The organism is Chitinophaga chungangae, from assembly GCF_017742215.1.
Lineage (GTDB): Bacteria > Bacteroidota > Bacteroidia > Chitinophagales > Chitinophagaceae > Chitinophaga > Chitinophaga chungangae.
In genome coordinates, this window is the sequence record NZ_JAGHKP010000003.1 from 1,157,858 (window position 1) to 1,183,906 (window position 26,049).

32 protein-coding genes are annotated in these 26,049 nt (G+C 53.2%); 18 read left to right on the forward strand and 14 right to left on the reverse strand.

From position 1 onward, the window contains the following. The first annotated feature begins 47 nt into the window (after window positions 1–47). The 5 genes from J7I43_RS18975 (at window position 48) to J7I43_RS18995 (ending at window position 2,801) form a co-directional block, all read left to right on the forward strand. Window positions 48–185, forward strand: a complete 138-nt coding sequence (locus J7I43_RS18975; protein WP_209147432.1) for an acetyl-CoA hydrolase/transferase C-terminal domain-containing protein — start codon at window positions 48–50, stop codon at window positions 183–185. Then, window positions 182–883 (forward strand): 2OG-Fe(II) oxygenase, encoded by a 702-nt coding sequence (locus J7I43_RS18980; protein WP_209147433.1) that lies wholly within the window; start codon window positions 182–184, stop codon window positions 881–883. Before J7I43_RS18975 ends, J7I43_RS18980 begins: the two co-directional genes overlap by 4 nt. Before the next feature lie 12 nt (window positions 884–895). Then, window positions 896–1,147: an Ada metal-binding domain-containing protein gene (locus J7I43_RS18985; RefSeq protein ID WP_236023413.1), complete on the forward strand. Its 252-nt coding sequence runs from the start codon at window positions 896–898 to the stop codon at window positions 1,145–1,147. A gap of 167 nt (window positions 1,148–1,314) precedes the next feature. Next, window positions 1,315–2,220, forward strand: coding sequence for a mechanosensitive ion channel family protein (locus J7I43_RS18990; RefSeq protein WP_209147435.1), 906 nt, complete (start codon window positions 1,315–1,317; stop codon window positions 2,218–2,220). A gap of 35 nt (window positions 2,221–2,255) precedes the next feature. Next, the gene (locus J7I43_RS18995; protein WP_209147436.1) at window positions 2,256–2,801 is read left to right on the forward strand and encodes a hypothetical protein; all 546 of its coding nucleotides are present in this window, start codon (window positions 2,256–2,258) and stop codon (window positions 2,799–2,801) included. A 143-nt stretch (window positions 2,802–2,944) separates the two neighbouring features. Here J7I43_RS18995 and J7I43_RS19000 read toward each other — a convergent pair whose 3' ends face one another. Beyond that, entirely contained in the window at window positions 2,945–3,442 is a 498-nt protein-coding gene (locus J7I43_RS19000; protein ID WP_209147437.1) for a hypothetical protein, read from the reverse strand. Window positions 3,443–3,542: 100 nt separating this feature from the next. Continuing rightward, window positions 3,543–3,797 (reverse strand): hypothetical protein, encoded by a 255-nt coding sequence (locus tag J7I43_RS19005; protein ID WP_209147438.1) that lies wholly within the window; start codon window positions 3,795–3,797, stop codon window positions 3,543–3,545. A 262-nt stretch (window positions 3,798–4,059) separates the two neighbouring features. On the opposite strand from J7I43_RS19005, the gene J7I43_RS19010 reads away from it, so the two are divergent. Continuing rightward, window positions 4,060–6,237: a S9 family peptidase gene (locus J7I43_RS19010; RefSeq protein ID WP_209147439.1), complete on the forward strand. Its 2,178-nt coding sequence runs from the start codon at window positions 4,060–4,062 to the stop codon at window positions 6,235–6,237. A gap of 109 nt (window positions 6,238–6,346) precedes the next feature. Then, entirely contained in the window at window positions 6,347–6,739 is a 393-nt protein-coding gene (locus J7I43_RS19015) for a hypothetical protein (RefSeq protein ID WP_209147440.1), read from the forward strand. A gap of 98 nt (window positions 6,740–6,837) precedes the next feature. Here J7I43_RS19015 and J7I43_RS19020 read toward each other — a convergent pair whose 3' ends face one another. Genes J7I43_RS19020 through J7I43_RS19030 form a run of 3 tightly spaced genes read right to left on the reverse strand, consistent with a single transcriptional unit; the run spans window position 6,838 to window position 8,976 of the window. After that, the gene (locus tag J7I43_RS19020) at window positions 6,838–7,473 is read right to left on the reverse strand and encodes a VIT1/CCC1 transporter family protein (RefSeq protein WP_209147441.1); all 636 of its coding nucleotides are present in this window, start codon (window positions 7,471–7,473) and stop codon (window positions 6,838–6,840) included. Beyond that, window positions 7,474–8,706, reverse strand: coding sequence for an ornithine--oxo-acid transaminase (gene rocD / locus J7I43_RS19025; protein WP_209147442.1), 1,233 nt, complete (start codon window positions 8,704–8,706; stop codon window positions 7,474–7,476). A 9-nt stretch (window positions 8,707–8,715) separates the two neighbouring features. Beyond that, entirely contained in the window at window positions 8,716–8,976 is a 261-nt protein-coding gene (locus tag J7I43_RS19030) for an acyl-CoA-binding protein (RefSeq protein ID WP_209147443.1), read from the reverse strand. Window positions 8,977–9,182: 206 nt separating this feature from the next. On the opposite strand from J7I43_RS19030, the gene lepA reads away from it, so the two are divergent. Next, window positions 9,183–10,973, forward strand: a complete 1,791-nt coding sequence (gene lepA, locus J7I43_RS19035) for a translation elongation factor 4 (protein WP_209147444.1) — start codon at window positions 9,183–9,185, stop codon at window positions 10,971–10,973. A gap of 61 nt (window positions 10,974–11,034) precedes the next feature. Beyond that, window positions 11,035–11,694: a Dph6-related ATP pyrophosphatase gene (locus J7I43_RS19040; RefSeq protein ID WP_209147445.1), complete on the forward strand. Its 660-nt coding sequence runs from the start codon at window positions 11,035–11,037 to the stop codon at window positions 11,692–11,694. Between the two features lie 57 nt (window positions 11,695–11,751). On the opposite strand, the gene J7I43_RS19045 is transcribed toward J7I43_RS19040, so the two are convergent. Both J7I43_RS19045 and manA read right to left on the reverse strand, forming a co-directional pair. Continuing rightward, the gene (locus J7I43_RS19045; RefSeq protein ID WP_209147446.1) at window positions 11,752–12,345 is read right to left on the reverse strand and encodes a DUF6580 family putative transport protein; all 594 of its coding nucleotides are present in this window, start codon (window positions 12,343–12,345) and stop codon (window positions 11,752–11,754) included. A 36-nt stretch (window positions 12,346–12,381) separates the two neighbouring features. Continuing rightward, a complete protein-coding gene (manA, locus tag J7I43_RS19050) occupies window positions 12,382–13,587 on the reverse strand; it encodes a mannose-6-phosphate isomerase, class I (RefSeq protein WP_209147447.1) in 1,206 nt (401 codons plus the stop codon). A 36-nt stretch (window positions 13,588–13,623) separates the two neighbouring features. Here manA and J7I43_RS19055 point away from each other — a divergent pair, with 36 nt between their 5' ends. Both J7I43_RS19055 and J7I43_RS19060 read left to right on the forward strand, forming a co-directional pair. Further along, complete coding sequence (locus tag J7I43_RS19055) at window positions 13,624–13,980, forward strand: YraN family protein (RefSeq protein ID WP_209147448.1); 357 nt, start codon at window positions 13,624–13,626, stop codon at window positions 13,978–13,980. Window positions 13,981–14,147: 167 nt separating this feature from the next. Beyond that, window positions 14,148–14,399 (forward strand): flagellar hook assembly protein FlgD, encoded by a 252-nt coding sequence (locus J7I43_RS19060; RefSeq protein WP_209147449.1) that lies wholly within the window; start codon window positions 14,148–14,150, stop codon window positions 14,397–14,399. A gap of 101 nt (window positions 14,400–14,500) precedes the next feature. On the opposite strand, the gene J7I43_RS19065 is transcribed toward J7I43_RS19060, so the two are convergent. Both J7I43_RS19065 and folP read right to left on the reverse strand, forming a co-directional pair. Continuing rightward, complete coding sequence (locus J7I43_RS19065) at window positions 14,501–15,310, reverse strand: diadenylate cyclase (RefSeq protein ID WP_209147450.1); 810 nt, start codon at window positions 15,308–15,310, stop codon at window positions 14,501–14,503. 28 nt (window positions 15,311–15,338) lie between these two features. Continuing rightward, window positions 15,339–16,199, reverse strand: a complete 861-nt coding sequence (folP, locus tag J7I43_RS19070) for a dihydropteroate synthase (protein WP_209147451.1) — start codon at window positions 16,197–16,199, stop codon at window positions 15,339–15,341. Window positions 16,200–16,270: 71 nt separating this feature from the next. On the opposite strand from folP, the gene J7I43_RS19075 reads away from it, so the two are divergent. From J7I43_RS19075 to J7I43_RS19085, 3 genes are all read left to right on the forward strand, one after another. Then, window positions 16,271–16,807 carry a DUF1599 domain-containing protein gene (locus J7I43_RS19075; protein WP_209147452.1) on the forward strand — a complete coding sequence of 179 codons (537 nt, stop codon included), beginning with the start codon at window positions 16,271–16,273 and terminating at the stop codon, window positions 16,805–16,807. 77 nt (window positions 16,808–16,884) lie between these two features. Then, a complete protein-coding gene (locus J7I43_RS19080; protein WP_209147453.1) occupies window positions 16,885–17,985 on the forward strand; it encodes a BT_3928 family protein in 1,101 nt (366 codons plus the stop codon). Then, window positions 17,985–19,043, forward strand: coding sequence for an ABC transporter permease (locus J7I43_RS19085; RefSeq protein WP_209147454.1), 1,059 nt, complete (start codon window positions 17,985–17,987; stop codon window positions 19,041–19,043). The genes J7I43_RS19080 and J7I43_RS19085 overlap by 1 nt, the downstream gene beginning before the upstream one ends. Here the strand turns inward: J7I43_RS19085 and J7I43_RS19090 are convergent, their stop codons facing one another. Beyond that, complete coding sequence (locus J7I43_RS19090; RefSeq protein ID WP_209147455.1) at window positions 19,044–20,036, reverse strand: hypothetical protein; 993 nt, start codon at window positions 20,034–20,036, stop codon at window positions 19,044–19,046. Between the two features lie 163 nt (window positions 20,037–20,199). Here J7I43_RS19090 and J7I43_RS19095 point away from each other — a divergent pair, with 163 nt between their 5' ends. The 4 genes from J7I43_RS19095 to J7I43_RS19110 all read left to right on the forward strand — a co-directional run bounded on the left by J7I43_RS19095 (window position 20,200) and on the right by J7I43_RS19110 (window position 22,492). Then, window positions 20,200–20,715 (forward strand): RNA polymerase sigma factor, encoded by a 516-nt coding sequence (locus tag J7I43_RS19095; RefSeq protein ID WP_209147456.1) that lies wholly within the window; start codon window positions 20,200–20,202, stop codon window positions 20,713–20,715. Further along, window positions 20,702–21,229, forward strand: coding sequence for a hypothetical protein (locus J7I43_RS19100; RefSeq protein ID WP_209147457.1), 528 nt, complete (start codon window positions 20,702–20,704; stop codon window positions 21,227–21,229). Before J7I43_RS19095 ends, J7I43_RS19100 begins: the two co-directional genes overlap by 14 nt. Before the next feature lie 53 nt (window positions 21,230–21,282). Beyond that, the gene (locus J7I43_RS19105) at window positions 21,283–21,819 is read left to right on the forward strand and encodes a DUF4252 domain-containing protein (protein WP_209147458.1); all 537 of its coding nucleotides are present in this window, start codon (window positions 21,283–21,285) and stop codon (window positions 21,817–21,819) included. A 70-nt stretch (window positions 21,820–21,889) separates the two neighbouring features. Continuing rightward, a complete protein-coding gene (locus J7I43_RS19110; RefSeq protein WP_209147459.1) occupies window positions 21,890–22,492 on the forward strand; it encodes a DUF4252 domain-containing protein in 603 nt (200 codons plus the stop codon). Here the strand turns inward: J7I43_RS19110 and J7I43_RS19115 are convergent. From J7I43_RS19115 to J7I43_RS19130, 4 genes are all read right to left on the reverse strand, one after another. Beyond that, entirely contained in the window at window positions 22,489–22,779 is a 291-nt protein-coding gene (locus J7I43_RS19115; RefSeq protein ID WP_209147460.1) for a DUF721 domain-containing protein, read from the reverse strand. The genes J7I43_RS19110 and J7I43_RS19115 overlap by 4 nt on opposite strands. A gap of 32 nt (window positions 22,780–22,811) precedes the next feature. Beyond that, window positions 22,812–23,261: a hypothetical protein gene (locus J7I43_RS19120; protein WP_209147461.1), complete on the reverse strand. Its 450-nt coding sequence runs from the start codon at window positions 23,259–23,261 to the stop codon at window positions 22,812–22,814. Between the two features lie 46 nt (window positions 23,262–23,307). Next, on the reverse strand, window positions 23,308–24,198 hold the full coding sequence (locus tag J7I43_RS19125; RefSeq protein ID WP_209147462.1) for a methylated-DNA--[protein]-cysteine S-methyltransferase: 891 nt from the start codon (window positions 24,196–24,198) through the stop codon (window positions 23,308–23,310). Window positions 24,199–24,383: 185 nt separating this feature from the next. Then, a complete protein-coding gene (locus J7I43_RS19130) occupies window positions 24,384–26,006 on the reverse strand; it encodes a M1 family metallopeptidase (protein WP_209147463.1) in 1,623 nt (540 codons plus the stop codon). Window positions 26,007–26,049 lie beyond the last annotated feature (43 nt).

The window sequence follows — 26,049 nt, forward strand, 5'->3', positions numbered from 1 at the left end:
CGCGATATTTCGCACTTTCCCCTAATTTCGCTCCGCAATCTGTACCCATGAAGCGATGCATTCACCAGTATTCGGGCATCGGCGGGCAGATGGATTTTATACGCGGCGCGTCGTTGTCGCCCGGCGGAAAATTCGCAAGTTCCGGGTGGCGCGGCAGGGCAGGAGCGGGTAATTTGCAGGCATGAAAGAAAAACTTGCCGGCACAGACTGGGCAGCCGTTACGCAGGAGCTGCACGAAAAAGGGTACGCCATCGTTCCCGGCGCGCTCAAACCGCTGGAATGCACGGCCCTCACCGTGTCTTACCTCGATGATACCCTATACCGCAAAACGATCTCCATGGAGCGCTACCGTTTCGGCGCGGGTGAATACAAATATTTCAGTTACCCGCTTCCCCCGCTGATACAGCAGATCCGTGAAACGGTATACCCGCACCTGGCGCCTGTGGCCAACAGCTGGATGAACGCCCTGGGCATCGAACGCAGGTACCCGCCTTCCCACGCGGAACTGCTGAAAGAATGTAATGCCGCCGGGCAAACCAAACCCACGGTGCTTATCCTGCAATATGGGCAGGGCGGACATAATACGCTCCACCAGGACCTCTACGGCGATGTATTTTTCCCGTTCCAGCTGGTGCTTTTTTTATCGCAGCCGGGGCAGGACCATAACGGCGGGGAATTTGTGCTGGTAGAACAGCGGCCGCGCGCGCAGTCGAGGCCGGTAGTGCTGCGCCCGGCGAAAGGGGATATGCTGATCTTCACCACCAATTTCCGGCCGGTGAAAGGCAGCAAGGGTTATTACCGCGTGAACGTGAAACACGGCGTGAGTGAAATAACTAACGGCCACCGCTACACGCTTGGCATTATTTTCCATGACGCGCAATAAAACCGGATGACGATGCATTTGTTTCTCCATAAAGACCTGGATGGCCCCGCGTTGCGTTCGCTAATGCGGGCGGGGAAGATCAGGTTCGCCGGCAACCGTAACCTGAAGATCTACGGCAGGCTGGATTGCGTATCCGGCAAAAGAATGAAGCGGGAGAACCGTGTGTTCTTCGCCAGCGAAAGATCCGCGCAGGCAAACGGTTACCGGCCCTGCGGGCGTTGTATGCGGGAAGCGTACAGGCGGTGGAAACGATCGGCGGAATAAAGCGCGTTATCTAATTTTTTATTCACCCATGTCATTTTTTGCCCCGGCCGCATCCGCATTTCCAGCAGAGAACTGCCCCGGCCATCCGGCGTGAGCGGCAGCCTGATGCGAATCGTTATTCTCAATTCTTCCGTGAGCGGCGGTAATTGCTTAATTTTGCCAGCATCATGGTTACAGATCAGGCAACTTACAACAGGAAAAAATTCAGGAACCAGATACTCATCTTCATCGTCAAGCTGGCGGTGTACCTGGCGGTGGTATACGTCAATTTCACGCAGCATGAGTGGTTTGAAAAACATGCCATAGCAGCGCGCATCGCCAATGCCCTGTCTATTTTCCTCGGCGCCAACCTGCTGATCTCCATCGGCTGGATCGTCATGATCTCCTGGTACCTCCGCAAAAACCGCATGCAGCGGCTCACGAGAGACAACTTCGTGCTGGGCCTCAACCGCATCTCCTCGGTGCTCAACACCATTTTCGCGCTCATTTCCATCATGGTGGCGTTCGGCGTGAACATCGCCGATCTGTTCGTGAGCGTGAGCATCGCCGCGGCGGCGTTCGCCCTGCTGTCTAAAGACTACGTGACCAATATGATCAACGGCCTCATCATCATGTTCTCCGACCAGCTGAGCCTGGGCGACCAGGTGAGGGTGGGAGAGTACCGCGGCAAAGTGCTCGACATTACTTTGATCAACGTGGTGCTGCAGAACGACGACGACGATATCGTGCTGATCCCCAACAGCGTTATTTTTTCGACTATGGTGCTCAACCAGAGCAAACAGAACATCAAAAAACTGACGATAGAGTTCGAGCTCGACCTCAAATACCAGTCCTCGCCTGATGAGCTGGAAAAAGAGCTGAAAGGCGTGTTGCGCCCGTTTGCCACCAATATCACCGAGAACAGTTTTTCGCTGAAGATACTCGAGATCAAAAAAGATCTCGTTCATTACAAGGTGCAGTTCCTGATCCCGCGGCCAGACAAAGAAACGGAACGCAAAATGCGCAGGCTGCTGATCAACACCATCCTGTCTTTCTCCGGCAGGGAAGTGAATGCGGAGGACGAGCCCCTGTAATTTATTTGTATATATTAGCGTTCAAAATCACTGAAATGGAAGAATTAACAGCAGGCATCGGCTCCCGGGTGCAGCATGCGCGTTTCGGGCCGGGTGTGATCATCGGCGTGAAATACGCGCAGTACGTTGTAACCTTCATCAACAGCGGCGTGGAAGAGATCGATAAAACAGACCCGCTTTTCGAAGTGTTGTACAGCGAAAACCAGACCGTTGAAATAGAAACCGCTTCGCAGCTGGAAACCTCGTTGCTGAAGATCCTCCGCCTCTGGAACGGCTTCGGCGAAGTAGTGCCCATCGGCGAACGCTGGGCCGGCGGCACTATGGTACTGCAGCCGAAAGACTCTTCGCTCAAAGGAAAAGAAGTGCCGCTGGAAGTATTTTTTCACAAGATCGTAATGGTGCGCGACAGGCTGCGTGTGCTGGAGCAGCAGATCAACGGGCATAAGCAGCTCAGCGAAGAAGATAAAGTGAACCTGCAGCAATACATCACGCGGATATACGGTTCGCTTACCACGTTCAACGTACTTTTCAGGGAAAAGGAACACTGGTTCACAGGTGAAAAAGGTGCGAACGGCGAGTGAAAAAAATGCAATATTTTGTTATTCTGATATTATTCTATAATTTGCCCCGATAAGGCAATACTACAATTGGAAATTTATGAGCCCCGGCAAAAAGCCGGGGCTTTTTCGTGCGCGGAAATAACGGGTACGGGCACACGTCTCCGTTATGCCCTTATCACCGCCTGCGGAACGATCCGCGTGCTGATAACGTTCCATGCATCGTGGTCCCAGCGAAAGTGCATGGCCTCGGCGCTGTTGAAACGCGCGTAACGTTGCGGCCGGTAGCCACGGCGAAGCGATACGAAAATGAGCAGGCGTTCGCCGGGAAAAGCATGTTTAGGGTCGCGCAGCGTTACTTCCCCGTTTTTAACGGCATATACGCCGGCCGACCGGATGTTATTCCAGGGAAAATCCCTTTTCCAGAAAGGGCAGGAGAAACGGATGCCGCCTGCATTGAGGGTAACGGTCACTGAATTGCCGCCCAGGCGCACGAGCACCATCAGGCTGAGCAATAGCGCGCCGGTAATGATATAGGCTGGTTTCCTCAAAATAATGCCGGTGAATAAGATCGTCAGGTTAATGGTAAAAAAAAGCAGGCGCAGCAACTGGCGTTTCAGCCTGCGGCCGGCCCTGATCCGGATAGTCCGGGTAATATTGGCCATGGTTGCCCGTTTATAAAAACTGCGGTGCATAAGCATGCACCGCAGCATCAGTAGGTAGTATTATCTGTGTGTATTCAGTTAAAAAGGAGACGGGAACGGATTAATTCTCATATTCCTCCCCGCGCAGCGTACATTCGATCTGGTGCTTTACAGGCGCGCTGAAGCCAACCAGTTCAATGTTCGGACGCTCGTCCAGGCAGATCTTGATCTTGCCGTTTTCCGTGATCAATACGTCGTGAATCGGTTCGAGAAGGGCAAAAAGCATACGTTTTCCGCTTTCTGCGATCTGGTTCATGATGGAATCTTCGAGTTGGTAAAACTCACGGTTTTTGTACGAATAGGATACTTGTACCATCTGTTTGGTTTTTTCGATAGGATATCTTGACCGCATAAAAATACTGAATTTATTAAATTGTCAAAATTTATTATGGATAATTTATCAAAATTCATTCCACTACATAATCAAAGAAGTTTGAAAACCTTGAGTGTATTACATTTCCCCTTGAAGATCAACGGGAAAGAAAAAATGTTACCACTTACCATTTATAATATTCCGGCCCCGGGTTTGGGCCTGAATCCCTTATTTTTATGTTCATATCAATTTCATAATATCCAGTATGCGATCATTTAACAGACTATTCCTGCTGATCTGCCTCCTTATCGCAGGCACTGCCGATGCCCAGCAATTGAAATGGAACCGCGCGGGCGACGCGTTTTACCAGCGGCAAGACGGCGCCATTTACACCATATCCGCCGCCAACGGCCAGCGTACCGAACTGGTGACCGCCGGGGCGCTTACCCCGGCCGGCGCAGACGAGCCTTTACCGGGCCACCATTTCACCTTCACGCCGGATGAAAAAGGGCTGCTGCTGTTCACCAACACCAAACGCGTTTGGCGGTACGAAACCCGCGGCGATTACTGGTATTACGACCTCACCGGTAAAAAGCTGCGCCAGCTCGGCAAAGGTTTGCCCGAGGCCTCGCTCATGTTCGCCAAGATCTCGCCCGACGGCAAAAAGGCCGCTTACGTAAGCCGGCATAACCTGTATGCGGAAGACCTGGCCACCGGGAAGATCGAACAGCTCACTAAAGACGGCACCCGCAAGCTCATCAATGGTACTTTCGACTGGGCTTACGAAGAAGAGTTCGGCTGCCGCGACGGTTTCCGCTGGAGCCCGGACAGTAAGAACATCGCCTACTGGCAGATCGACGCGAAAAATATCCGCGACTTCCTGATGATCAACAATACCGATTCGATCTATTCCTTCACCGTGCCAGTGGAGTATCCCAAGGCCGGGCAGGACCCGTCGCTGTGCAGGGTGGGCGTGGTGAGCCTCGCCACTAAAAAGACCAGCTGGATGAAAGTGCCCGGCGACCCCGTGCAGCATTACATCCCGCGCATGGAGTGGATACCGGGTACGGGCAAACTCATCATCCAGCAGCTGAACCGCAAACAGAACACCTCCAAACTGATGGTGCTGCAGGCGGCCACAGGCGCGGCCAACACCATTTTCACCGAAACCGACAACACCTGGGTGGATGTGAAATCCAGCTGGGACGACGGGGACATTACCGGCTGGGACTGGCTCAACAACGGCCAGTCGTTCCTCTGGGTCAGCGAAAAAGACGGCTGGAGGCATATTTACGAGATCAATACCGCCAGCGGTAAAGAAAAACTGCTGACCAGCGGCGATTACGATGTGATCAATCTTTGCCAGTACAGCGAAACCGAAGGCCAGCTATACTTCCTGGCTTCCCCCGGCGACGCTACTGGTCAATACCTTTACCGCACCAGTCTTTCCGGTGGCGCGCCCACGGCCGTAACACCGAAAAAAGAACAGCCCGGCACGCACAAATACGAGATATCGCCGAACTGCAAGCTGGCGGGGCATTCCTACGAAAACCACCGGCTGAGCCCGGTACTGGAGTTTGTTTCGCTGCCCGATCATAAAAGCATCACCGGGAAAGATTTCGCGGCGGAAGCCGCAAAAGCGGCGCAGAAGCCCGACAACACCACGTATTTCCAGGTGACCACGGCAGATAACATTACGCTGGACGCCTGGATGACCAAACCCGACAACTTCGATTCCACCAAAAAATACCCGGTGGTATTTTACGTATACGGCGAGCCCGCGTCTTTCAAGATCACCGACAGCTGGGGCGCTACCAACAATTTCCTCTATGATGGGGACATGGGCAAAGACGGCTACATCTACATTTCCCTCGACAACCGCGGCACGCCCGCACCCAAAGGCCGCGAATGGCGCAAAAGCATCTACCGCCAGGTAGGCCTCATCAACGCCCGCGACCAGGCGATGGGAGCGAAGGAAATACTCAAACTGCCGTATGTGGACAAAGACCGCGTGGCCGTATGGGGCTGGAGCGGCGGCGGTTCCATGACGCTCAACCTGTTGTTCCAATACCCGGAGATCTACAAGACCGGCATCGCCATTGCGGCGGTGGCCAACGAGCTGACGTACGACAACATTTACCAGGAACGTTACATGGGCCTGCCGCAGGAGAACCGGGAAGATTTCATTGCCGGCTCGCCCATTACACATGCGAAGAACCTGCAGGGCAAGCTGCTGTATATCCATGGCACGGGAGACGACAACGTTCATTACCAGAACGCTGAAATGCTCATCAACGAACTGATCAAACACAAAAAGATCTTTCAGATGATGGCTTATCCCAACCGCACCCACGGCATTTACGAAGGCGAAGGCACCAGCGAGCACCTGAGCGCGCTGTACACGCACTTCCTGAAAGAGAATTGTCCCCCCGGCGCTAAATAAAATACTGCCTGAAACATGAAGGGCCGGCGGAAATTTAGTTTCCGCCGGCCCTTGTTATTCTCTTTTTCATAAATTCACCCTTACTTTGCGTTCCCAACAACACCGGATCATGTCAAAATCTTCCATATCAGGCATCATAGCAGCGGCGATCGTTATCATCAGCGCTTTTCTTCCCTGGATCAGCGTTCATGCGGACGGCCAGCATTTTGTGTTCACCGGCCTGCAAAGCGAAGGTTCCGCCTTCGGCGAGCCGGGCAAGCTGAGCATTGTCGTGTCTGCAATGGCGATCCTTTTATTCCTGGTGCCCAAAGCCTGGAGCCCGCGCGTCAATCTTTTCATCAGCGCATTCCTCGCCGCATGGGCGTTCAGGAACATGCTGCTGTTCTCGCGCTGCGAAATGGGCATCTGCCCGGAACAAAAGATCGGGTTGTGGCTGAGCCTTATCGCGGCGCTCGCGGTATTCGGCTGTGTGTTATGGAACTGGAAAACGCTGGTGAAGTAAAGGGATTTACTACCGTTCCATTACGGTATGAACGCTTTTACATTACTAAAGCACTACTAAAGCTATACTGTTGCCCTACGGCTGAAGCCGGGTTAACCTCAGATAAAAGAAGAGATCATATAAGAAACCAGCACTACCGCGCCCCCGGTCAGCAGGTAACGCAGCGCCATCCGTACCGAGCCCTGGCCGGTGATCTTCGATTTCAACAAAGCAAATACCAGAAGTAATAAAAGACTGACAGTCAGACTGGTACGTGAGGCTGCCGGGAAATCTTCCTGCACCAGGTACGGCAGGAACACCACGCAGCTGCCCAGGAAAAAGAACACCCCGGTGGCGATCATGCTGCGGAGCGCGTGCAGGGTGCCGTAGGAGCGGAGCTCGACCGCTTCTTCCTCCAGCGTTTTTTCCCACACCTGCTGGTCTTTCTGCATTTCGTCGGCGATATGGGCAATCGTGTTATCGGAGATATCGAGTTTTTCGAGCTTTTCTTTTTCTTCGGGGCTCATTGTGCCGTCTTCCTCATCGCCGCGGTTGGCGCGGAACACGGCGATCATCATCAGCAGGGTGGCGAAACCGATCACCAGGAAATGAATGATGTAAAACGCCTGCACGGTAAGGCTTTTGGAGTACAGCACCTGCGTGGTGAAAAGCAGGAGCAGCACCCCGTCGGGGAAGCCTATCATCATGTCCGTTTTCCAACCGGAGCTGCGGATGGCTTTGGTGTTTGTACTCATTTATAAAGTTTCCAGGCTTTTTTGAATAATGCCCACACATTCTTCGATCTGCGCGGCATTGATAATGAGCGGCGGCGCAAACCGGATCTTGTCGCCATGGGTGGGCTTCGCCAGCAGGCCGTTCTCTTTCAGCGCAAGGCACAATTCCCATGCCGCGTCTTCGTGCGGGTGTTTGATCTCGATGGCGTTGAGCAGGCCTTTTCCGCGCACCACGCTGATAAACGGCGAGTTGATGGCTTTGATGCCGTTGCGCAGCAGTTCGCCCATTTTTACGGCGTTTTCCGCCATCCGTTCGTTGCGCAGCACTTCCAGCGCCGCCATGGCCACTTTGCAGGCCAGCGGGTTGCCGCCGTAGGTGGAACCGTGCTCTCCCGGCTGAATGGTCAGCATGACGGCATCGTCTGCCAATACCGCCGAAACGGGCAGCATGCCGCCGGAAAGGGCTTTACCGAGTATCAGGATGTCTGGCCGCACCTGTTCGTGGTCGCAGGCCAGCATCATGCCGGTACGGGCGAGGCCGGTCTGGATCTCGTCCGCTATGAACAATACGTTTGCGTCTATACAATATTGGCGCACCTTGGAAAGATAACCGTCGTCCGGCACCTTTACCCCGGCTTCGCCCTGGATGGGCTCTACCATAAAACCGGCCACGTTCGGGTCCTGCAGCGCCGCTTCCAGCGCGGGCAGGTTGTTGAAGGGGATCACTTCGTAACCGGGCATATAGGGGCCGAAGCCGCGGCGGGCTACAGGATCGCTGCTGAACGACACGACGTTCAGAGTACGGCCGTGGAAGTTTTCGGTGCATACAATGATCTTCGCTTTGTTCTCCGGGATGCCTTTCACTACGTACCCCCAGCGGCGGCAAAGTTTCAGGGCGGTTTCCACGGCTTCCACGCCGGTGTTCATCGGCAATACCTTGTCGTACCCGAAATAACGGGTAATATACGCGGCAAATTCACCGAGCAGCTGGCTGTAAAAGGCGCGGGAGGTAAGGGTGAGCTGCTGCGCCTGTTCTACCAGGGCGCTCACGATTTTAGGGTGACAATGCCCCTGGTTGACGGCGGAATAGCCGGAAAGAAAGTCGTAATACCGTTTCCCGTCCACATCCCACACATGTACGCCCTCCCCACGGTTGAGCACCACGGGCAGGGGGTGATAATTGTGCGCGCCGAATTCTTCTTCCAGTCCTAAATAGTGTTGCGTCCGTTCGCTGATCGTATAATTGGGTACCATGCGGTAAAGTTACTTATTCTTCAGCTGATTCACCAGCGCGATGTATTGCTCCATGGCCTCTTCTTTGGTTTTGCCTTTGAGGTGGGTCCAGGCGTCGTATTTGGCTTTGCCCACGAAGTCGAACATATTGGCGGGCGGCTCGATGTTGATGTCGCCCTCGGTGGCCTGTTTGTAAAGGGAATAAAGTTGCAGGAGGATGTCGTTATCCGGTTTGGAATCCAGTGTTTTGCTGGCCGCCACGGCCTCTTCAAATAATTGTTGCAGTGCCATGTTCTGTTTTTGTCGTTAAAAGTAAAGAAATACCCCCAAAAGCCCTTGCTACACATAAAAGAAGAACAAAATTTAATACCTTTGCGGAAATAATGAGTTACGAATTGACAGCTGCGGATCACGAATGAAAGGCCGGTTTACCCCGGTAGTCTTTGCTGACGCTACATTCGCTCACGGCAACTGCGGTTCGTAATTGTTTTTTATATATGAAGAATATCCGGAATTTTTGCATCATCGCACATATCGACCATGGGAAAAGCACCCTGGCCGACCGTTTACTGGAATTTACCAAAACCATTTCCGACCGGGACATGCAGGCGCAGGTGCTGGACGATATGGACCTGGAAAGGGAAAAAGGCATTACCATTAAAAGTCACGCCATCCAGATGAACTATATCGCCAAAAACGGCGAGAAATTCATCTTTAACCTGATCGATACGCCCGGCCACGTGGACTTCTCCTACGAAGTGTCCCGCGCGCTGGCCGCCTGCGAAGGCGCGCTGCTGCTGGTAGACGCCGCGCAGGGCATCCAGGCGCAGACCATCTCCAACCTGTATCTCGCGCTGGAAAACGACCTCGAGATCATCCCCGTGATCAACAAGATCGACATGGCGGGCGCCATGATCGAGGAAGTGACCGACCAGATCATCGAGCTGATCGGCGTGAAAAAAGAAGACATCCTGCTGGCGTCCGGCAAATCCGGCATCGGCATCGAAGAGATACTGGAAGCCATCGTGAGCCGCATTCCGGCGCCCAAAGGCCAGCCAGACGCACCGCTACAGGCATTGATCTTCGACAGCGTGTTCAACTCCTTCCGCGGCATTATCGCGTATTTCCGCGTGTACAGCGGCACCATCAAAAAAGGGGACAAGATCAAATTCGTCAATACCGGCGAAGAATATGAAGCAGACGAAGTGGGCATTCTCAAGCTCGGGCTGCAGCCGGAGAAAGAAGTGAAAACCGGCGACGTTGGTTATATCATCACCGGCATCAAAACCGCCAAAGACGTAAAAGTGGGCGATACCATCACCCTGGCCGCCAACCCCGGCGAAGCGATCAAAGGTTTTGAAGAGGTGAAGCCGATGGTATTTGCGGGCATCTTCCCGGTAGTGACCGAAGATTTTGAAGAGCTGCGCGACTGCATGGACAAACTCCAGCTGAACGACGCTTCGCTCACTTACGAGCTGGAAACCTCGCAGGCGCTGGGTTTCGGCTTCCGTTGCGGTTTCCTCGGCATGCTGCATATGGAGATCATCCAGGAAAGACTGGAACGCGAGTTCAACCAGACCGTGATCACCACCGTGCCCAACGTAGGTTTTAAAGCGTACGACACCAAGGAGAAACTGATCATCGTGAACAATCCCTCCGAAATGCCGGACCCCACCAAACTGGAACGCATCGAAGAGCCCTGGATCCGCGCGCAGATCATCACCAAACCGGAATACATCGGCAATATCATGACGCTTTGCCTCGGCAAACGCGGCCTGCTGCTCAATCAAAGTTATCTCACCACCACCCGCGTGGAACTGATATTCGAACTGCCGCTCACCGAGATCGTGTTCGACTTTTACGATAAACTCAAAAGCCAGACCCGCGGCTACGCTTCGTTCGACTATTCGCCGATCGGTTTCCGCGAAAGCGACATCGTGAAAATGGACATCCTGCTGAACGCCGAAAAAGTGGACGCCCTCAGTGCGCTGATCCACCGCAGCCGTGCGCAGGACTTCGGCCGCAAGCTCTGCGAAAAACTGAAAGAGCTGCTGCCGCGCCAGCAATTCCTTATCGCTATCCAGGCCGCCATCGGCGCAAAGATCGTGGCGAGGGAAAATATCAGCGCGATGCGGAAAGACGTGACCGCCAAATGTTATGGCGGCGACATCTCCCGTAAACGCAAACTGCTGGAGAAACAGAAAGAAGGTAAAAAACGCATGCGCCAGATCGGTAACGTGGAAGTGCCGCAGGAAGCTTTCCTTGCCGTGCTCAAACTGGACGACTAATATTTTTTCAAACAATAACCGATGCCGCAGGAACCCGACCTGCGGCATTTTTTTCAACCATATGGCCCATTCCCCTGAAAATATCATCTGCTCCTGGAGCGGTGGCAAAGACAGCTGTTTTGCGTTCATGCAGGCCGTGCAGGAAGGCCACCGGCCCGTTGCGCTGCTTAACGTACTGAACGAGAACGGCCTTATTTCACGCTCGCATGGCCTTCCCCCGGCCATTTTGCAACAGCAGGCGGCGGCATTGCAATTGCCCATTCACCTGCAGCCTTCCAGCTGGGCGGAATACGAAAAACATTTCACGGCCACGCTGGCGGAGGTTAAAGCGCAATACGGGGCTACGGCCGCCGTGTTTGGCGACATAGACCTGCAGCCGCACCGTGATTGGGAAGAAAAGGTCTGCGCCGCGGCGGGACTGCGCGCGTTGTTGCCGCTCTGGCAGCTGGACCGGAAGATGCTGGTGTACCGGATGCTGGAGCAGGGCGTAAAATGCCGCATCGTGTCGTGCAACGAACAACTGGGCGAAGATTTCCTCGGCCGTATGCTCGACGATGTGCTGGTGGCGGACCTGGAAGCCGCCGGGGTGGACGTTTGCGGGGAAAACGGGGAATTTCATACCGTGGTCACGGACTGCCCGCTCTTCAACATACCCGTGGCGCTGCCGCCGTACCGGAAAGTGAAACACGAACAATACTGGTTCATGGACTGGGAATCATAAAAAAAGGATGACAGCCGCTGTCATCCTTTTTTTATCAGTATAAAATACTTAAGGTGTTTACGCGTAAAGCCCTTCCTCGCTGTGATCCCTGACAAACACCGGTTTCAGCAGGGCATAGGCGCCAAAAAGCACGCCGCTGTAAAATACGTTGCCCATAATGGTGTTCAGGAAAAAGCTGCCGAACAGTTCGTTGCGGAAGAAGGGGATAGCCGCCCAATAACAGCTGATCAGTCCGCTGAGGGTATGCGGGTACATATCGCGGAAAAGCCAGGTGCCGAAGTTGGACATCAGGTAAAACACCAGCCCCGACGCGATGGACGCCAGGAAGATGTTGCCCGGGTTGGCTTTGCGGATGCGGGTGCCGATAAACGTGATCAGCAGGAAACCGCCGTACACGAAGAACATTTCGCCGCCGTAGAAACCGGGAATGGAAGTGAACAGCTGGAAAAAAAGATCGCTGAGGAACAGCGCCAGGATGGGCACCGCGTAAGCGTACTTTTTGTCTCTCAGCACTACGCCGGCAAACAGCGCGCCCGCGCCCATGGCCGTGAAGTTATAGATCTGAAGATGATTGGTGATCAAACGGCCGAGTACGGTCAAAAATATCAATCCGCCTATCAGCAGGATCTTGGATATTGATTCTTTCTTCATACGCAATATTTGCTTTAACGATACAAATATAAACAATTAAGGGATTGATGCTTTAAAGACTACCAGTTCTTCCGCAGCGGTAATGGTATAAGCCTCCCCGTAAGCCGCAAACACGGTTGCGCCCCTGGACAGTTCCAGTTCGGCCGAGCCGCTGGCTTTGCCTTTCCCGGACTGTACGATCCAGATCTCGGGAGCGGTGGAAGTATGGGCGTAAGTTTCGCCGGTCTTTAACAGGATGGTGCTGATCACAAAATCCGGCGCGGGAGTGTTGTAAATCCTTTCCTGCCCGTTATGGACCGCCTCGCCTTTCAGGATGTTCGGGTGAACGGCCTCAAAACGCGTGTGTTTCAGCAGTTCTTCCACGTCGATATGTTTGGGAGTAAGGCCGCCTCGCAATACGTTGTCTGAATTGGCCATCAGTTCGGCGTTCTGCCCTTCGAGATAGGCGTGGGGGATGCCCGCGTCTTGGAACACGGCTTCTCCCGGGGACACATATACGATGTTGAAAAAATAAATGGAAAAGATGCCGCGGTCCAGCCGGTTCATGCCTTCGGGATCGTTGGCGATGGCGCGGGCGGCCCAGAAAGCGGGATCGTTTTTTTGCAGGGTACCGGCCTGGTAAGCGGGTAGCACACGCTCGGCCAGCGGGCGCAGCAATGTGTTCACGTCTTCCTGCGGCATTTCCATCACGGTTTTGTACAGCCCGAAATACCCTTCCTTTTCGTATATGCCTGCCAGTGAGCGCAGCTCGGGCACGTCCTGCAATACTTTTTTGAGCTTGTCTTCCGGCAGAAAACCATGCAGCAGCCAGAACTCGCTGAGCGCCACCATGATCTCCGGTTTGTGATTATCGTCTTTATAATTGCGGTTGGGCGCATTGAGCGGGATGCCTGCCGCATTTTCGCGCGCAAAACCTTTTTCGGCTTCGGATTTGGTAGGGTGCACCTGGATAGACAGCATGTCTTTCACATCCAGGATCTTAAACAGGTAAGGCAGGCTGCCAAAACGGCCGGCGGCCTTCTGGCCGAGAACGGCGGCGGGCCTGGCCGCGATGTATTCGTTGAGGGGCAGGGGGGAGGCGGCTTCCAGCTGCGAAGGCGCGCTCTGGTGGGCGCCCATCCAGTATTCGGCGCAGGGTTTGTCTGTTATCGGAAGCCCCAGCATTTCGGGGATGTATGTAAATCCGCCCCAGGCGTAATGTTGTACTTTTCCTTTGAGATAGAATAATTTCGCTTCAGACATTTTTCAATAATTAAGGCGTAAAAATAGAAAAATAGGATGGCTTCTCATCATACATTAGGCAAAAAGGGGGAGACGATCGCGGCGGAATTTCTCCGGTCTAAGGGGTATCATATCCTGCACGCCAACTGGAAATACGGCCGCAAGGAAATCGACATCATTGCGCGGCTGGGGGAAACGCTGGTGTTCGTGGAAGTAAAAACAAGAAGCGGCCAGCTGTTCGGCATGCCGGAAGATGCGGTGAACCGGGTCAAGGAAGGGCATTTACGGAAGGCCGCGGAAAACTATCTTGAGCGGTTATGCCCCGAAACGGCAGAGCTCCGTTTCGACATCGTTTCCATTACATTAACAACGAATAAACCTATGGAAATCATGCATTTTGAAGATGTATTCTAAACGCTTACCAGTTGGTTAACACCGAGTTAACAAAATCAACATATAAAAGGATTTAAATAGTTGTATATTTGACCATCCAATCTTTTAACCACCTCCTGTAAAGAACCGCAAGCATCAACCATAAACGGTTCTTTATGTATTGCTGGAGTTTATTTTTGTTCATCCATATGAGTGTGACAGACATGCAACAGTTGCCATCGGCAAAGGGGCATGTGCGCATTCAGGTACCCGCCCTCGCTTTTGAGCAGGGAACCGTGCAATGCACCATTTATGACGCAGGTCAGATGCCCGTGAGAATGATACCGCTGGAAGCAGGGCACGAGCGCGGCGTATATACGTTGCAGTTAGCCACCCTTCCTCCGGGGAAATATACCGTGCAGGTGAAAGAGCGGCAGCTGGAGGTCAAACTCGAACACTAGGTTATTTAATATAGAGTCATCCCCCCAAACATAGATCCCCCGAAGCATTTCGGGGGACTTTGTATTTTTAGGCGGGACCTTATCCGGCGGCTGAACGAAGATCAGTAACCGTCTACCAGCACTTCGTACAGCTTTACTTTGAGTTCTTCGAGGGAAACGTTCTGCGTCAGCTGACCGTCCTGCGCAAAGGAGATGGTGGCGCGTTCTTCAGACACCACGATCGCCAGGTTGTCGCTGTGCTCGGTAATGCCTACGGCCGAGCGGTGCCGCATGCCGACGCGCGTGGGCAGGTTGGGACTGTCAGACATCGGGAGCATCGCCTTCGCCGCCAGTATCTTGTTGCCGACGATGATCAGCGCGCCGTCGTGCAGCGGGCTGTTTTTTTCAAAAATACTTTCTATCAGCTTGGCGCTCACGTTGCCATCTATCGTAATGCTCGACGCGGAATCGAACTTGACGCGGTAAGTGGTGGCGATCACGATCAGCGCGCCGGTCTGGCTGGCGACCATATGCCCCACGGCGGTGATCACCTCGTTAATGATATGCTCTTCTTCCTTGTAACTTTTAAAACGGTCGGGCAGGAACAGTTTGGTGAGGAAGCTGTCTTTGCTCAGGGGCGTCTTTTTCCCCAGCACCAGCAAAAACTTCCGGATCTCCGGCTGGAAAATGATAATAATGGCGATCAGGCCGATATTGATAAAGTTTTGCAGAATATTGGTGAGAATGGGCATTTCGAGGTAACGCACCACGAAAAACACGACATACACCATCAGCAGGCCAAGAAAAATATTAAAGGCCAGGCTGCCTTTCAGCAGGCGGTACAGCTGGATCACCAGGAAAATAACGATTACCAGGTCCACAACATACAGCCAGCGGAATTCAAATCCATAGAATTGGGAAACATCCTTCATGTCGTAAAAATAAAAATATTTGTCTTAGCTAAACGTTTTGCATAAAAGAAACGATCTCCACCGCTTCCATGGCTTCTTTTACGTCGTGCACCCGTAAAATGGAGGCGCCTTTCCGCAGGGCGAGGGTGTTTACCACGGTTGTTCCGTTGAGCGCTTCGGCGGCGGAACCGCCTAACAACCGGTAGATCATACTTTTGCGGGACATTCCGGCCAGGATGGGCGCGCCCGCCAGGTGCAGCAGCTCCAGCCGGTGCAGCAATTGATAATTATGCGCCATGGTTTTCCCGAAACCGAACCCGGGGTCGATGACCAGGTCTGCAATACCGGCCCGGCGGCAGGCGTCCGCCTTAAAAATAAAATAATCGAGCACTTCGCGCACCACGTCTTCGTACTGCGGGTTTTTCTGCATATCGGCCGGCGTGCCTTTCATGTGCATGGCGATATAGGGCGCTTTCAGCGAAGCGGCCACCGGTATCATATCGGGGTCCATTTCGCCGGCGCTGATGTCGTTGATAATGGAAGCCCCCGCCAGGATGCACTTTTCAGCCACGGCGGCATGATAGGTATCTACCGACAGCACCGCTTCCGGGTAATGGTTCACCAGCGCGTGGATTACCGGCAGCAGGCGTTCCAGTTCCTCGGCGGGGCCTACTTCTTCGGCGCCGGGGCGGGTGCTTTGCGCGCCAAGGTCCAGCATGGCGGCGCCAGCGGCGAGCATTTCGCCCGCGCGGGTAACTACGTGTTGCAGGCTGCGGCTGCGGCTGTTGGCATAAAAAGAATCGTCGGTAATATTAATAATGCCCATCACCAGGGGGCGGGAAAGCGAGAGCAACTTTCCGCGGCAGCGGATGGTAAAATCTTTGCGTAATAGTGTATTTTTGGAACCCAAGCGATAATAACGTATTAACAATGAGGGAATACTTTCAAAGTTATCGTAAAAATGATTAAATCCGCATTTGAATGACTTATCAGCAGGTGATAGACAGCAGCAAGGAAATCTTTATCAAAAAAACGAAAGATTACGGCACCAGCTGGCGCGTATTGCGCCCGGTGTCCATCGTAGACCAGATCTTTATCAAAGCCCAGCGCATCCGCAACATCCAGGAGCTGGGCGTTCAGAAAGTGGCGGACGATATCAGCAACGAGTTCAGAGGCATCATCAATTACGGCGTGATCGCCCTGATGCAGATGGACCTGGGAGGGGAAGACCCTTATACCGACCTGCCCGTGGAAAAAGTAGCCGCGCTGTACGACGAAAAGATCTGGTTCATCAGCGAAGTGAAGGAAGCCAAAAACCACGACTACGGGGAAGCCTGGCGCAGCATGAGCCAGGAATCGTTCGTGGATCTCATACTCACCAAATTGCTGCGCATCAAACAGATATTGCGCAACGACGGGAAAACCATCATCTCCGAAGGGATGGACGCCAACTATGTAGACATCGTGAATTATGCGGTGTTTGCCCTCATACTTATTGAAGAAAAGCAGATTAATTAATATTTTGAGCCTGGAACAAAACCGTGCATGACGGATTTCATGCACGGCTCCATCCGACCTTTAAAAGAAAAAAATTGATGAAACCGATCCTGATCCTATTCCGCATCCTCGTAGGGGTGTTATTTATCTTTTCCGGGCTGATCAAAGCCAACGACCCGCTGGGCCTGAGCTATAAAATGGACGAGTTTTTCGAGGTGCTGCACCTGCACTTCCTGATACCCGCTTCCCTGGCCTTTTCGCTGGTGATGAACGCTTTTGAGATCATCGCCGGCTTCGCGGTATTGCTGGGGTACCGCATGCGGTTCTTTTCTTTCCTGCTGCTGATACTGATCATATTTTTCACCTTCCTTACCGGTTTCGCGCTGTTCAGCGGCCTGATCCGCGAGTGCGGGTGTTTTGGCGACTGTATCAAACTCACGGCCGACCAGTCTTTTTACAAAGACCTCATCCTGCTGGTGATGATCCTGGTGATCTTTATTTACCATAAACGTATAAAACCTGCATTCCCGACGAAAGCCACGAACATGCTGATGGCGCTGGCCGTGCTGTTTCCGATTGCGCTGCAGTGGTATACGCTGGCGCATTTGCCCATCGTGGATTGCCTGCCTTACAAAGTGGGCAACAACATCATGGAAAAAATGAAAGTGCCGCCCGGCTCCACGCCCGATGTGTACGAAACCGTGCTGATCTACGAAAAGAACGGCCAGCAGCAGGAGTTCACCACCGAAAACTACCCCTGGCAGGATACGCTGTGGAAGTTCGTGGACCGGAAAGACAAACTGGTGAAAAAAGGCAACGCCGAGCCGGCCATCAAAGACTTCGTGCTCACCGACTTCGACGGCGTGAACATGAACCGGGGCGTACTGATGGAATCCTTGCCCGTGTACCTTTTCCTTGTGCGCGACGTGCGCGAAGCGGGCAGCGGATGGGAGAAAAAGATGCAGGCCCTGCAGCAGCAGTTCAAAGAAGGGAAGTTCATGCTGTTTGGCGTGACCAGTTCCAATAAAGCGCAGGTAGAGCAGTTCCAGAAAGAACGCGGCATCGATTTCCAGTTCCTGCAAATGGACGGCACCGCCATCAAAACCGCCGGCCGCAGCACGCCCTGCCTGTTACTGCTGGAAAAATCCGTGGTGAAAGGCAAATGGCATTATAACGACATACCAGATTTTACAAAATAATGTTCCGCTTTTTCCTCCGCAAACTCGGTTACGGCATCCTGGTATTACTGGGAGTGGTGATCGTCATTTTCCTGCTGTTCAACGTGCTGCCCGCCGATCCGGCGCGGCTCACGCTCGGCCAGCGCACCGACCTCACGTCGCTGGAAAATGTGCGGAAGGAACTGCACCTGGACAAACCCAAGAGCGTCCAGTTCCTGCTGTACCTCAATGATCTCAGCCCCATCGGCATCCATACCCGGCAGGAATTGAAGGAATCGCTGAACGGGGTGGCGCTTTTCAGCACGGGCGGCAATAACGCGCTGGTGCTGAAAACGCCCTACCTCCGCAGGAGCTACCAGGGGAAAAAAGACGTGTGGGAAATACTGATGGAAGCCCTGCCCGGTACGCTGGTGCTGGCGCTGGCCGCGATGATCTTCGCCACGGTGGCGGGCATTGCGCTGGGCATTCTTTCCGCCGTAAAACAAAACACCTGGATGGACACCAGCGCCGTATTTGCCAGCGTGATCGGCATTTCAGCGCCATCGTTCTTCACCGGCATCGTGCTGGCGTATGTTTTCGGGTTTGTGCTCACGGATTACACGGGCCTGCACATGACCGGCAGCCTGTTCGACATCGATCCCTTCAAAGGCCGCATCCTCAATATCCGCAATCTCATCCTGCCTGCCGTCACGCTCGGCATCAGGCCGCTGGCCATCATCGTACAGCTCACCCGCAGCGCCATGCTCGACGTGCTGAACCAGGATTACATCCGCACCGCCTACGCCAAAGGGCTGGGCAGCCGCGCCATTTTGTACAAACACGCGCTGCGCAATGCGCTCAATCCCGTGATCACGGCCATTACCGGCTGGTTTGCAGAACTGCTGGCCGGGGCGTTTTTCGTTGAATATATCTTCGGGTGGAAAGGCATCGGCAAAGTAACGGTCGATGCATTGGAGAAATTCGATTTCCCGGTGGTGATGGGCGCCGTGCTGGTAACGGCGGGGATTTTTGTGATCATCAACCTGATGGCGGACCTTCTATATAGTATCGTCGATCCGCGCATCAGGCTGGAGAACTGATCAATGTGCCTTCCTGAATTCCGGCGCTTTCCCAACTTTTTGCACCGTGAGCTTAACTACCGAAGGATCGTGCTGCTGCACCTGTGCGGACCAAACATACATGCTCCTGCCAAAGCGGGTCACTTCCCCGGGAGAATAAAAATATACGTCTTCATCGTCTTCGATCATGAGATTGACCTGGTTGCTGCCGCCCTGTGCCACCATGTTGTTCCGGTCGTCCCACGCAACTACTTTGTGCGTAACGCCGTCCAGGTCCACAGAGCCTCTCCAGCTTGCGCGCCGGAAGAGGGCAATGTCCAGCAGCCGCTCCGTTTTATCGGCATAACCGGGCGCGTCGTAGTGGAATTCGTAGGGGCTTACAGTAACGTAAACGGTCTTTTCACGTACCGTTTCACCGTCAAAATAAGCGGTGTTGAGGGCGTATTCGGGAAGGGCGCGGGTGGAATCCCTTACGTTGTCGCAATCCGAGATGTTTACCACCACTTCCATATCGTCTCCGAAATCGTGGTTATTGTTGGCGTCTACGATGACGTGTTTTTTCCCTTTATCGTCCAGCCCCACGAACAGGTAAACCGTATTTTTCGGAATGGGGGCGCGGGAAAGGAGGGAAGTGTCCACGCCTTTGGACTTTTCATTAAATTCACCGGCGGGGATTTCACCTTGAAGGTATTTTTCATACCGCCACTGGTCGCCGTTTAACACCAGCATGCGCACACAGGACCGGGGATAAGCGGGAATGTTTTTAAAGGAAGAAATGTCTTCGACCTTTCGGGTGGGCGACTGAACGGAATATTTCGCTTCTTTGCCGGTGCGTTCCTGCAACGCGAATGTTTGCGGGGAAGGCGCGGGAGCGGCGGTTTGGGCGGAGGCGGAAATTGAAACGAGGCCAAGCGCAAGGCTTAAGGCGGAGGATAGGAGCTTTTGCCTGTTTTCAAACAATTTTAAATGAAACCGGAAACTACCCGGATTGTTGTTAAGAAGGATATAAAGCATATAATATAAGTTTTCTTTAACAGGTATAAATTCACAATCAATTGATTATCAGTTCAGCCAAAATATTTCCTATTATTTTGTAACAAAGGCAAAAAGCAGTCGTCTTCTTTATGTAACACACAATAAAAGAGGGTGCTTCCTTCCGCCAAACTAAAACCGTGATATGTCGTCCGAATCGTTTATCTCTTTAATCATGCCTTTCAGGGAGAAGCTTTACCGCTTCGCGCTGCGCTTGCTGGGCAATGAGGAAGACGCGAAGGACATTATCCAGGACGCCTTCGTGAAGGTGTGGAACAACAAAGATAAAATGGGCGAGCTGCAGAACCTGGAGGCCTGGTGCATGCGCATTACGCGCAACCTGGCGCTGGACAAGATCAAAAGCCGCAAGTACCGGGTTACCGACGACCTGGAGCGCGCGGGGGAAGTGCCGGCCGCCCATCACAGCCCGCATCAGAGCGCCGAAAAAAGCGATCTGATGCGGCGGGTACACGGGGCGATCCGCGGGTTGCCGGAAAAATACCGGACCATTCTCCAGCTGCGCGACATAGACGGGCTCAGCTACCAGGAGATCGGCGAGGTACTGGAAATAGAACTGGGTGAAGTAAAAGTGAACCTGCACCGCGCCAGGAAACAGGTGCGGGAGCAACTACAAAATCTGCATGTATATGGAATACAATAACATCAGGGCCTTACTGGAAAAGTACTGGGCCTGTGAAACCACCGAAGCGGAAGAAGCCGGGCTGCGCATGTTTTACGCCGCGCACGAAGGCCCTTTGCCGGCCGACCTGCAGGAAGCGGCGCCGATGTTCCGGTATTTCCATGCAGCAGGGGAGGGCGAAGCGGAAGAACTTTTCTCCATGCCCGAACTGTTCACCGACCGCCCCGCACCATGGGAAACGGCCACTAAGACAGAAATAAAGATCATCCGCCCGTTCTGGCAGGGATGGATGAAATACGCCGCCGTACTGCTCGCCGCCGCCGGCATCGTATACTCCATAAACCAGCACCAGGTGAAACTGCATGGGGACGCCACCGCGTTTAAAGATACCTACAGCGATCCCAAACTGGCATACGAACAAACACAACGCGCCCTCCAGCTGCTGAGCCGCAATCTCAACAAAGGAAAAAAAGAAATGGAGAAACTGAGCTATTTCAACGAAGCGAAAGGAATGGTAGAGGGCAATCGTAATTAAGGCTATTCTAGAACCGCATACCAACAATTTACAGCAACACAAATTTTGTAACAATGAAAAGGATGCTAATGATCATATGTGTCTTGTGCAGCAGCGAATTGGCGCTGGCACAAAGCACGATCGACAAATTCTTCCAAAAGTACCAGGACGATGAATCGTTTACCGTGATCAACATCACGCCGAAAATGTTCAACATGTTTTCGAAATTCTCGGTAGACGATCCCGATGCCAAAAAGGTAACCGCGCTGGCCTCCAAACTCAAAGGGCTGCGCATCCTGATCAAAGAAGACACGAAAGACGGGCAGAAACTTTACCGCGAAGCCTCCCAATTCCTCGGCACCGGCATGGAAGAGCTTATGTCAGTGCGCGACAAAGAGACCGACCTCAAATTCATGGTGCGCGAAAACACGAAAGGCAATATCCAGGAACTGGTGATGCTCGTAGGCAGCACCGACGAATTTGTAGCGCTCACCGTTTTCGGGGACTTCAGCATCGCCGAGATCAGCGAGATCGCCGGCGGCATGAACATCGACGGCTTCCAGAACCTGGGCCAGCTCAGGGACAACAAGGGAGCGAAAGGAAAAAAATAAGGAACGCGCCGTATCCATCCGCGGCGTCCCTTCCATCACCCATTATTCATTCTCCTCCAAAACCATCCGCATGAAACGCGTAATTTTACTTACCGCCATCGCCTGTACCCTCGCCATCAGCGCCTCCGCGCAACGCAAACAGCTCCGTCAGTTCACCAACGAACATTGCAGCGTGGCCGAAACCCACCGCATCGGCCTCAGCTTCCTGCCCCTGCGTATCGTAAGCTGGTTCATCCCAGGCACTGCTTTCGACGGAGACGCGCGTGAAGTAAAATTGTTATTGAAGAAAGTAAAAAGCGTAAAACTCTGGACGATCCAGATGGACAACGGCGAGCCCGTTTCCCCCGAATCCATCGCGCAGCTGAAAAAAGACCTTTATGCAGAAGGGAAATTCGAAAGCCTGATGGAGATCCGCCACCCGGAGGGCCATGTACAATTGCTCAGCAACGCAAAATCAGACGACCGCATCGATAACCTGGTGGCGCTCATCCACGAAGATGGTGAAATGATCATGGTGCACCTGAAAACCAAACTCAGTATGGACGACCTGTCCCGCATCGCCAACAGGATCAATAACCGGGTAAAAGAAGAAGAAGATAAGAAAAGAGAAGAAATACCCGTCGCGAAAGACAACAACGTAGCAAGCGCCCAAACAGGGCCGTTATCCCACTAACGGATCGTCACTTCCTTCACGATATCCTCGCCGAGCATATCGTTCACCAGCTTCATAATCCTGTCTTTGGAATAATTCAGTTCCTGCTTTAGCGGCGCAACGGTGGTAGTGATCACCAGTTTGCTGCCATCGAACAGCTGCACGCTTTCCGTATACCGGGCGATGGTTTTGCCTACCACCGCTTCCCAGTTTTCCTGGATGCGCACCTCCATCAGCCTGGGTTTGAACCGGCTTTTGTTGAGGTATTCCCTGAGCGCATCGCCCATGCTGACCGTCCTGTTTCGCATCTTGCAAAGGTAAGGGAATGCGGGAAAAGGAATCAGGATTTTTCTTCCACTACCAGCCCGTGTTCTTTCAACACCTTTTCTTCATCGCCGGAAATGAACGCAAATATTTTAATGTCGTTGTTAACGAAGGTGAGAATATAGATCACATAAAAACCGATGGTGATCAGTTCGCCGTTTTTATTGTAACCGGAATCCCAATAAACTTTCGCTGCGGCGTGCAGATCATCCAGTTCGGTCACCTCGATGTTGGTCACTTTCATATATTTCGCGCCGATCTTGCGGTAGCGGTCTTCGTTTCCCCGGATCATCTGCCGGTAAGTCTCGTCGTTTTTCCCGCCCATTACGCCGGTAGGGCCGGAGCCCACGATGTATTCGGCGAAATCGGCCGTCATCGCGTTCACGTCCAGCGGTTTGCCTGCCAGCGAATCGTTGAAACGCCGCTCATATTCGGCAAAAAACGCTTTGATCTTGCTTTTGTTCATATAGCAGGTTTTGTAAGGTCCCGCAAACACGGGGCCAGCACAAACGTCAGTCTTCCGTGGAGGAAAGGGCAACGGGCTGGTTCTTAGCGCATTCCCAGCCGAGCATGGCCGTTTTGCGCACGGGGCCCCAATGGTAGCCGCCAAACAGGCCTGTAGACTTTATTACACGATGGCAGGGGATGAGGTAAGCAACGGGATTGTCGCCAACGGCAGTGCCCACCGCGCGCGCCGCTTTAGGGTGATCGATCTCCCGCGCGATGCGTGAATAGGTAGCCACCTGGCCGGCCGGCACTTTCAGCAGCGCTTCCCACACTTTCAGCTGGAAAGGCGTGGCTTTCACATGCAGACGAATACCCTTTTCACTTTTTGCTTTATCCGCCGGCGATGGCGTTTCTTCTTTCATTTCTGCTTCGATCCCGCTGAAGTATGCTTTTACATCATCGATAAAAGGCGAAGCCGATTCGATGAAGGCGGCGTTGGGCCATTGCAGGGTGAGCTCTTTCAGGGCGGCGGCGCGGTCGTCCGCAAAAGCGATGGAACAAACGCCTTTTTCGGTGGCGGCCGCCAGCATGGGGCCGAACACGGTGTCTATAAAAGCATAACGGATGGTGAGCGCTTCGCCGCCGTTGCGGTATTCTCCGGGCGTCATCGCTTCGAGGTTCACGAACATATCGTGCAGGCGGCTGGTACCGGAAAGACCGGTTTCGAAAGTAGCCTGTTCAACGGTATAATCTTTTGCCAGCAAACCTTTTGCATGTTGCAGGCTGATATATTGCAGGAATTTCTTCGGGCTCACGCCGGCCCATTCCGTAAAAAGACGTTGAAAATGAAAAGGGCTCAGGTGTACCGCGGCAGCGATATTGTCCAGCGACGGCTGCCCGGTGTGGTTCGCGTGAATGTACGCGATGGCGTCGGCAATCTTGTTGTAATGGTGCATTGTTTTTTTATCGCAAATAACACTCGTTTTCATACCCGTACAACCTGTTTCTTGCTGTTTTGATACGATTGAAGTTACCACATTAAATTTTAACAGGAATTTTCATTCGTAACGAACATAAAAAACCGCCACGAGGCTGTTCTGTGGCGGTTTTGTTGATATTTTAACAGAAGGCGCCTTTCAACTTATACCTTCCTGGTTTTCACATAGAAATTCTTGTCCACCGCAAATTTTGCGGCATTCTTCACTGTCGTTGTTTTCCATTCCGCCGAAGGCCGGATGAATTGTTGTTTGCCATCGCCCAGGTCTACCTTCAACGGCATATCGAATCCTTTTACATCGGCCACCCAGCGGTAACGCAGCCGGTTATTCTCCAGCGAATATTCGAACACGGGCGGGTTGGTATGCCGTAGGTACTGGTCGAACACCTTATCGAAGTTTTTGCCGCTGGTGGTATTGATGTATTGTTCCACCTGGGCCGTCGTAACGGTTTGATGGTAAAAGGTCTTGTTCAGCCCACGCAATATCTTCCGGAAAGTTTCATCGTTGTTGATGATCTGGCGGATGGTATGCAGCATGTTTGAACCTTTATAGTACATATCGCCGGAGCCTTCCGTATTCACGCCATACGGCCCGATCACCGGGATATCGTTCGCAATCCGCTTGCGGATGCCCTGCACATATGCGTCCGCCGCCTCTTTCCCGAACTGGCATTCGGTGAAGATCGTTTCGGAATAGTTGGTGAAAGATTCGTGCACCCACATATCGGCAATGTCTTTCGTCGTGATGTTGTTGCCGAACCATTCATGCCCGCTTTCGTGGATGATGATAAAATCCCACTTCGTGCCCCATCCCGTACCCGAAAGATCGGTGCCGCGGTAACCCATTTTATACTGGTTGCCATACGCCACGGCGCTTTGATGCTCCATGCCGAGATGCGGCGTTTCCACCAGCTTGTAGCTGTCTTTATAAAAAGGGTACGGGCCAAACCAGTGCTCGAAACATTTCATCATCGGTTTTACGACCTCAAAATGCCCGCGGGCGCGTTCCAGATTGTAGTCCAGCACCCAATAATCCAGGTCCAGCGCGCCTTCTTCGCCCTGGTAGCGGTCAGAGAAATGTTTATAATAACCGATGTTGAGCGCCACGTCGTAATTATTGATGGGGTTGCTCACGTACCAGGTGGACGTAACGGTACCGTCTTCATTTTCTTTTACGCCGCGCAGCCTGCCGTTGGATACATTGGTGAGTGCTTTAGGAACGGTCACGTGGATGCGCATGCTGTCCGGCTCTTCGGTCTGATGGTCTTTGTTCGGCCACCACACGCTTGCGCCCAAACCCTGGCATGCCGTGGCGATCCAGGGACGGCCGAGCGAATCTTTCGTCCATACCACGCCGCCGTCCCACGGTGCGCGTTTGGCTTCGCGGGGAATGCCGTGATAGCTGAGCGTCAGTTCCTGTATGGAATTTTGCGGCTGTTGGGCCTGCAGGGTGATGAACCAGGCGTTGCCGTCTTTCGTGAAAGTCAGTTCCCGGCCGTTCTGCACGGCTTTATCGAGCACAAGCGGCGCCTGCAGGTCGATCTGCAGCCGCCGGGCCGGCGTCAGCACACGGTAACGGACTACGTTGACGCCTTCGAGGGATTTTTTTGCGGGATCGACGCGCACACTGAGATCGTAAAAGGTAACGTCCCACCAGGAGCGGTCTGCCGAAAGCGTTCCCCGCAGCGTGTCTTGCCGGGTGAATTGCTGGCCATCGGCCGTGGCGCTGAAAAGAATAACAAGCAGGGCGGGGAAAATACGTCTCATGAAAGGTCCAGATTTACGGGGCAATATATTTTAATTGCGGCAA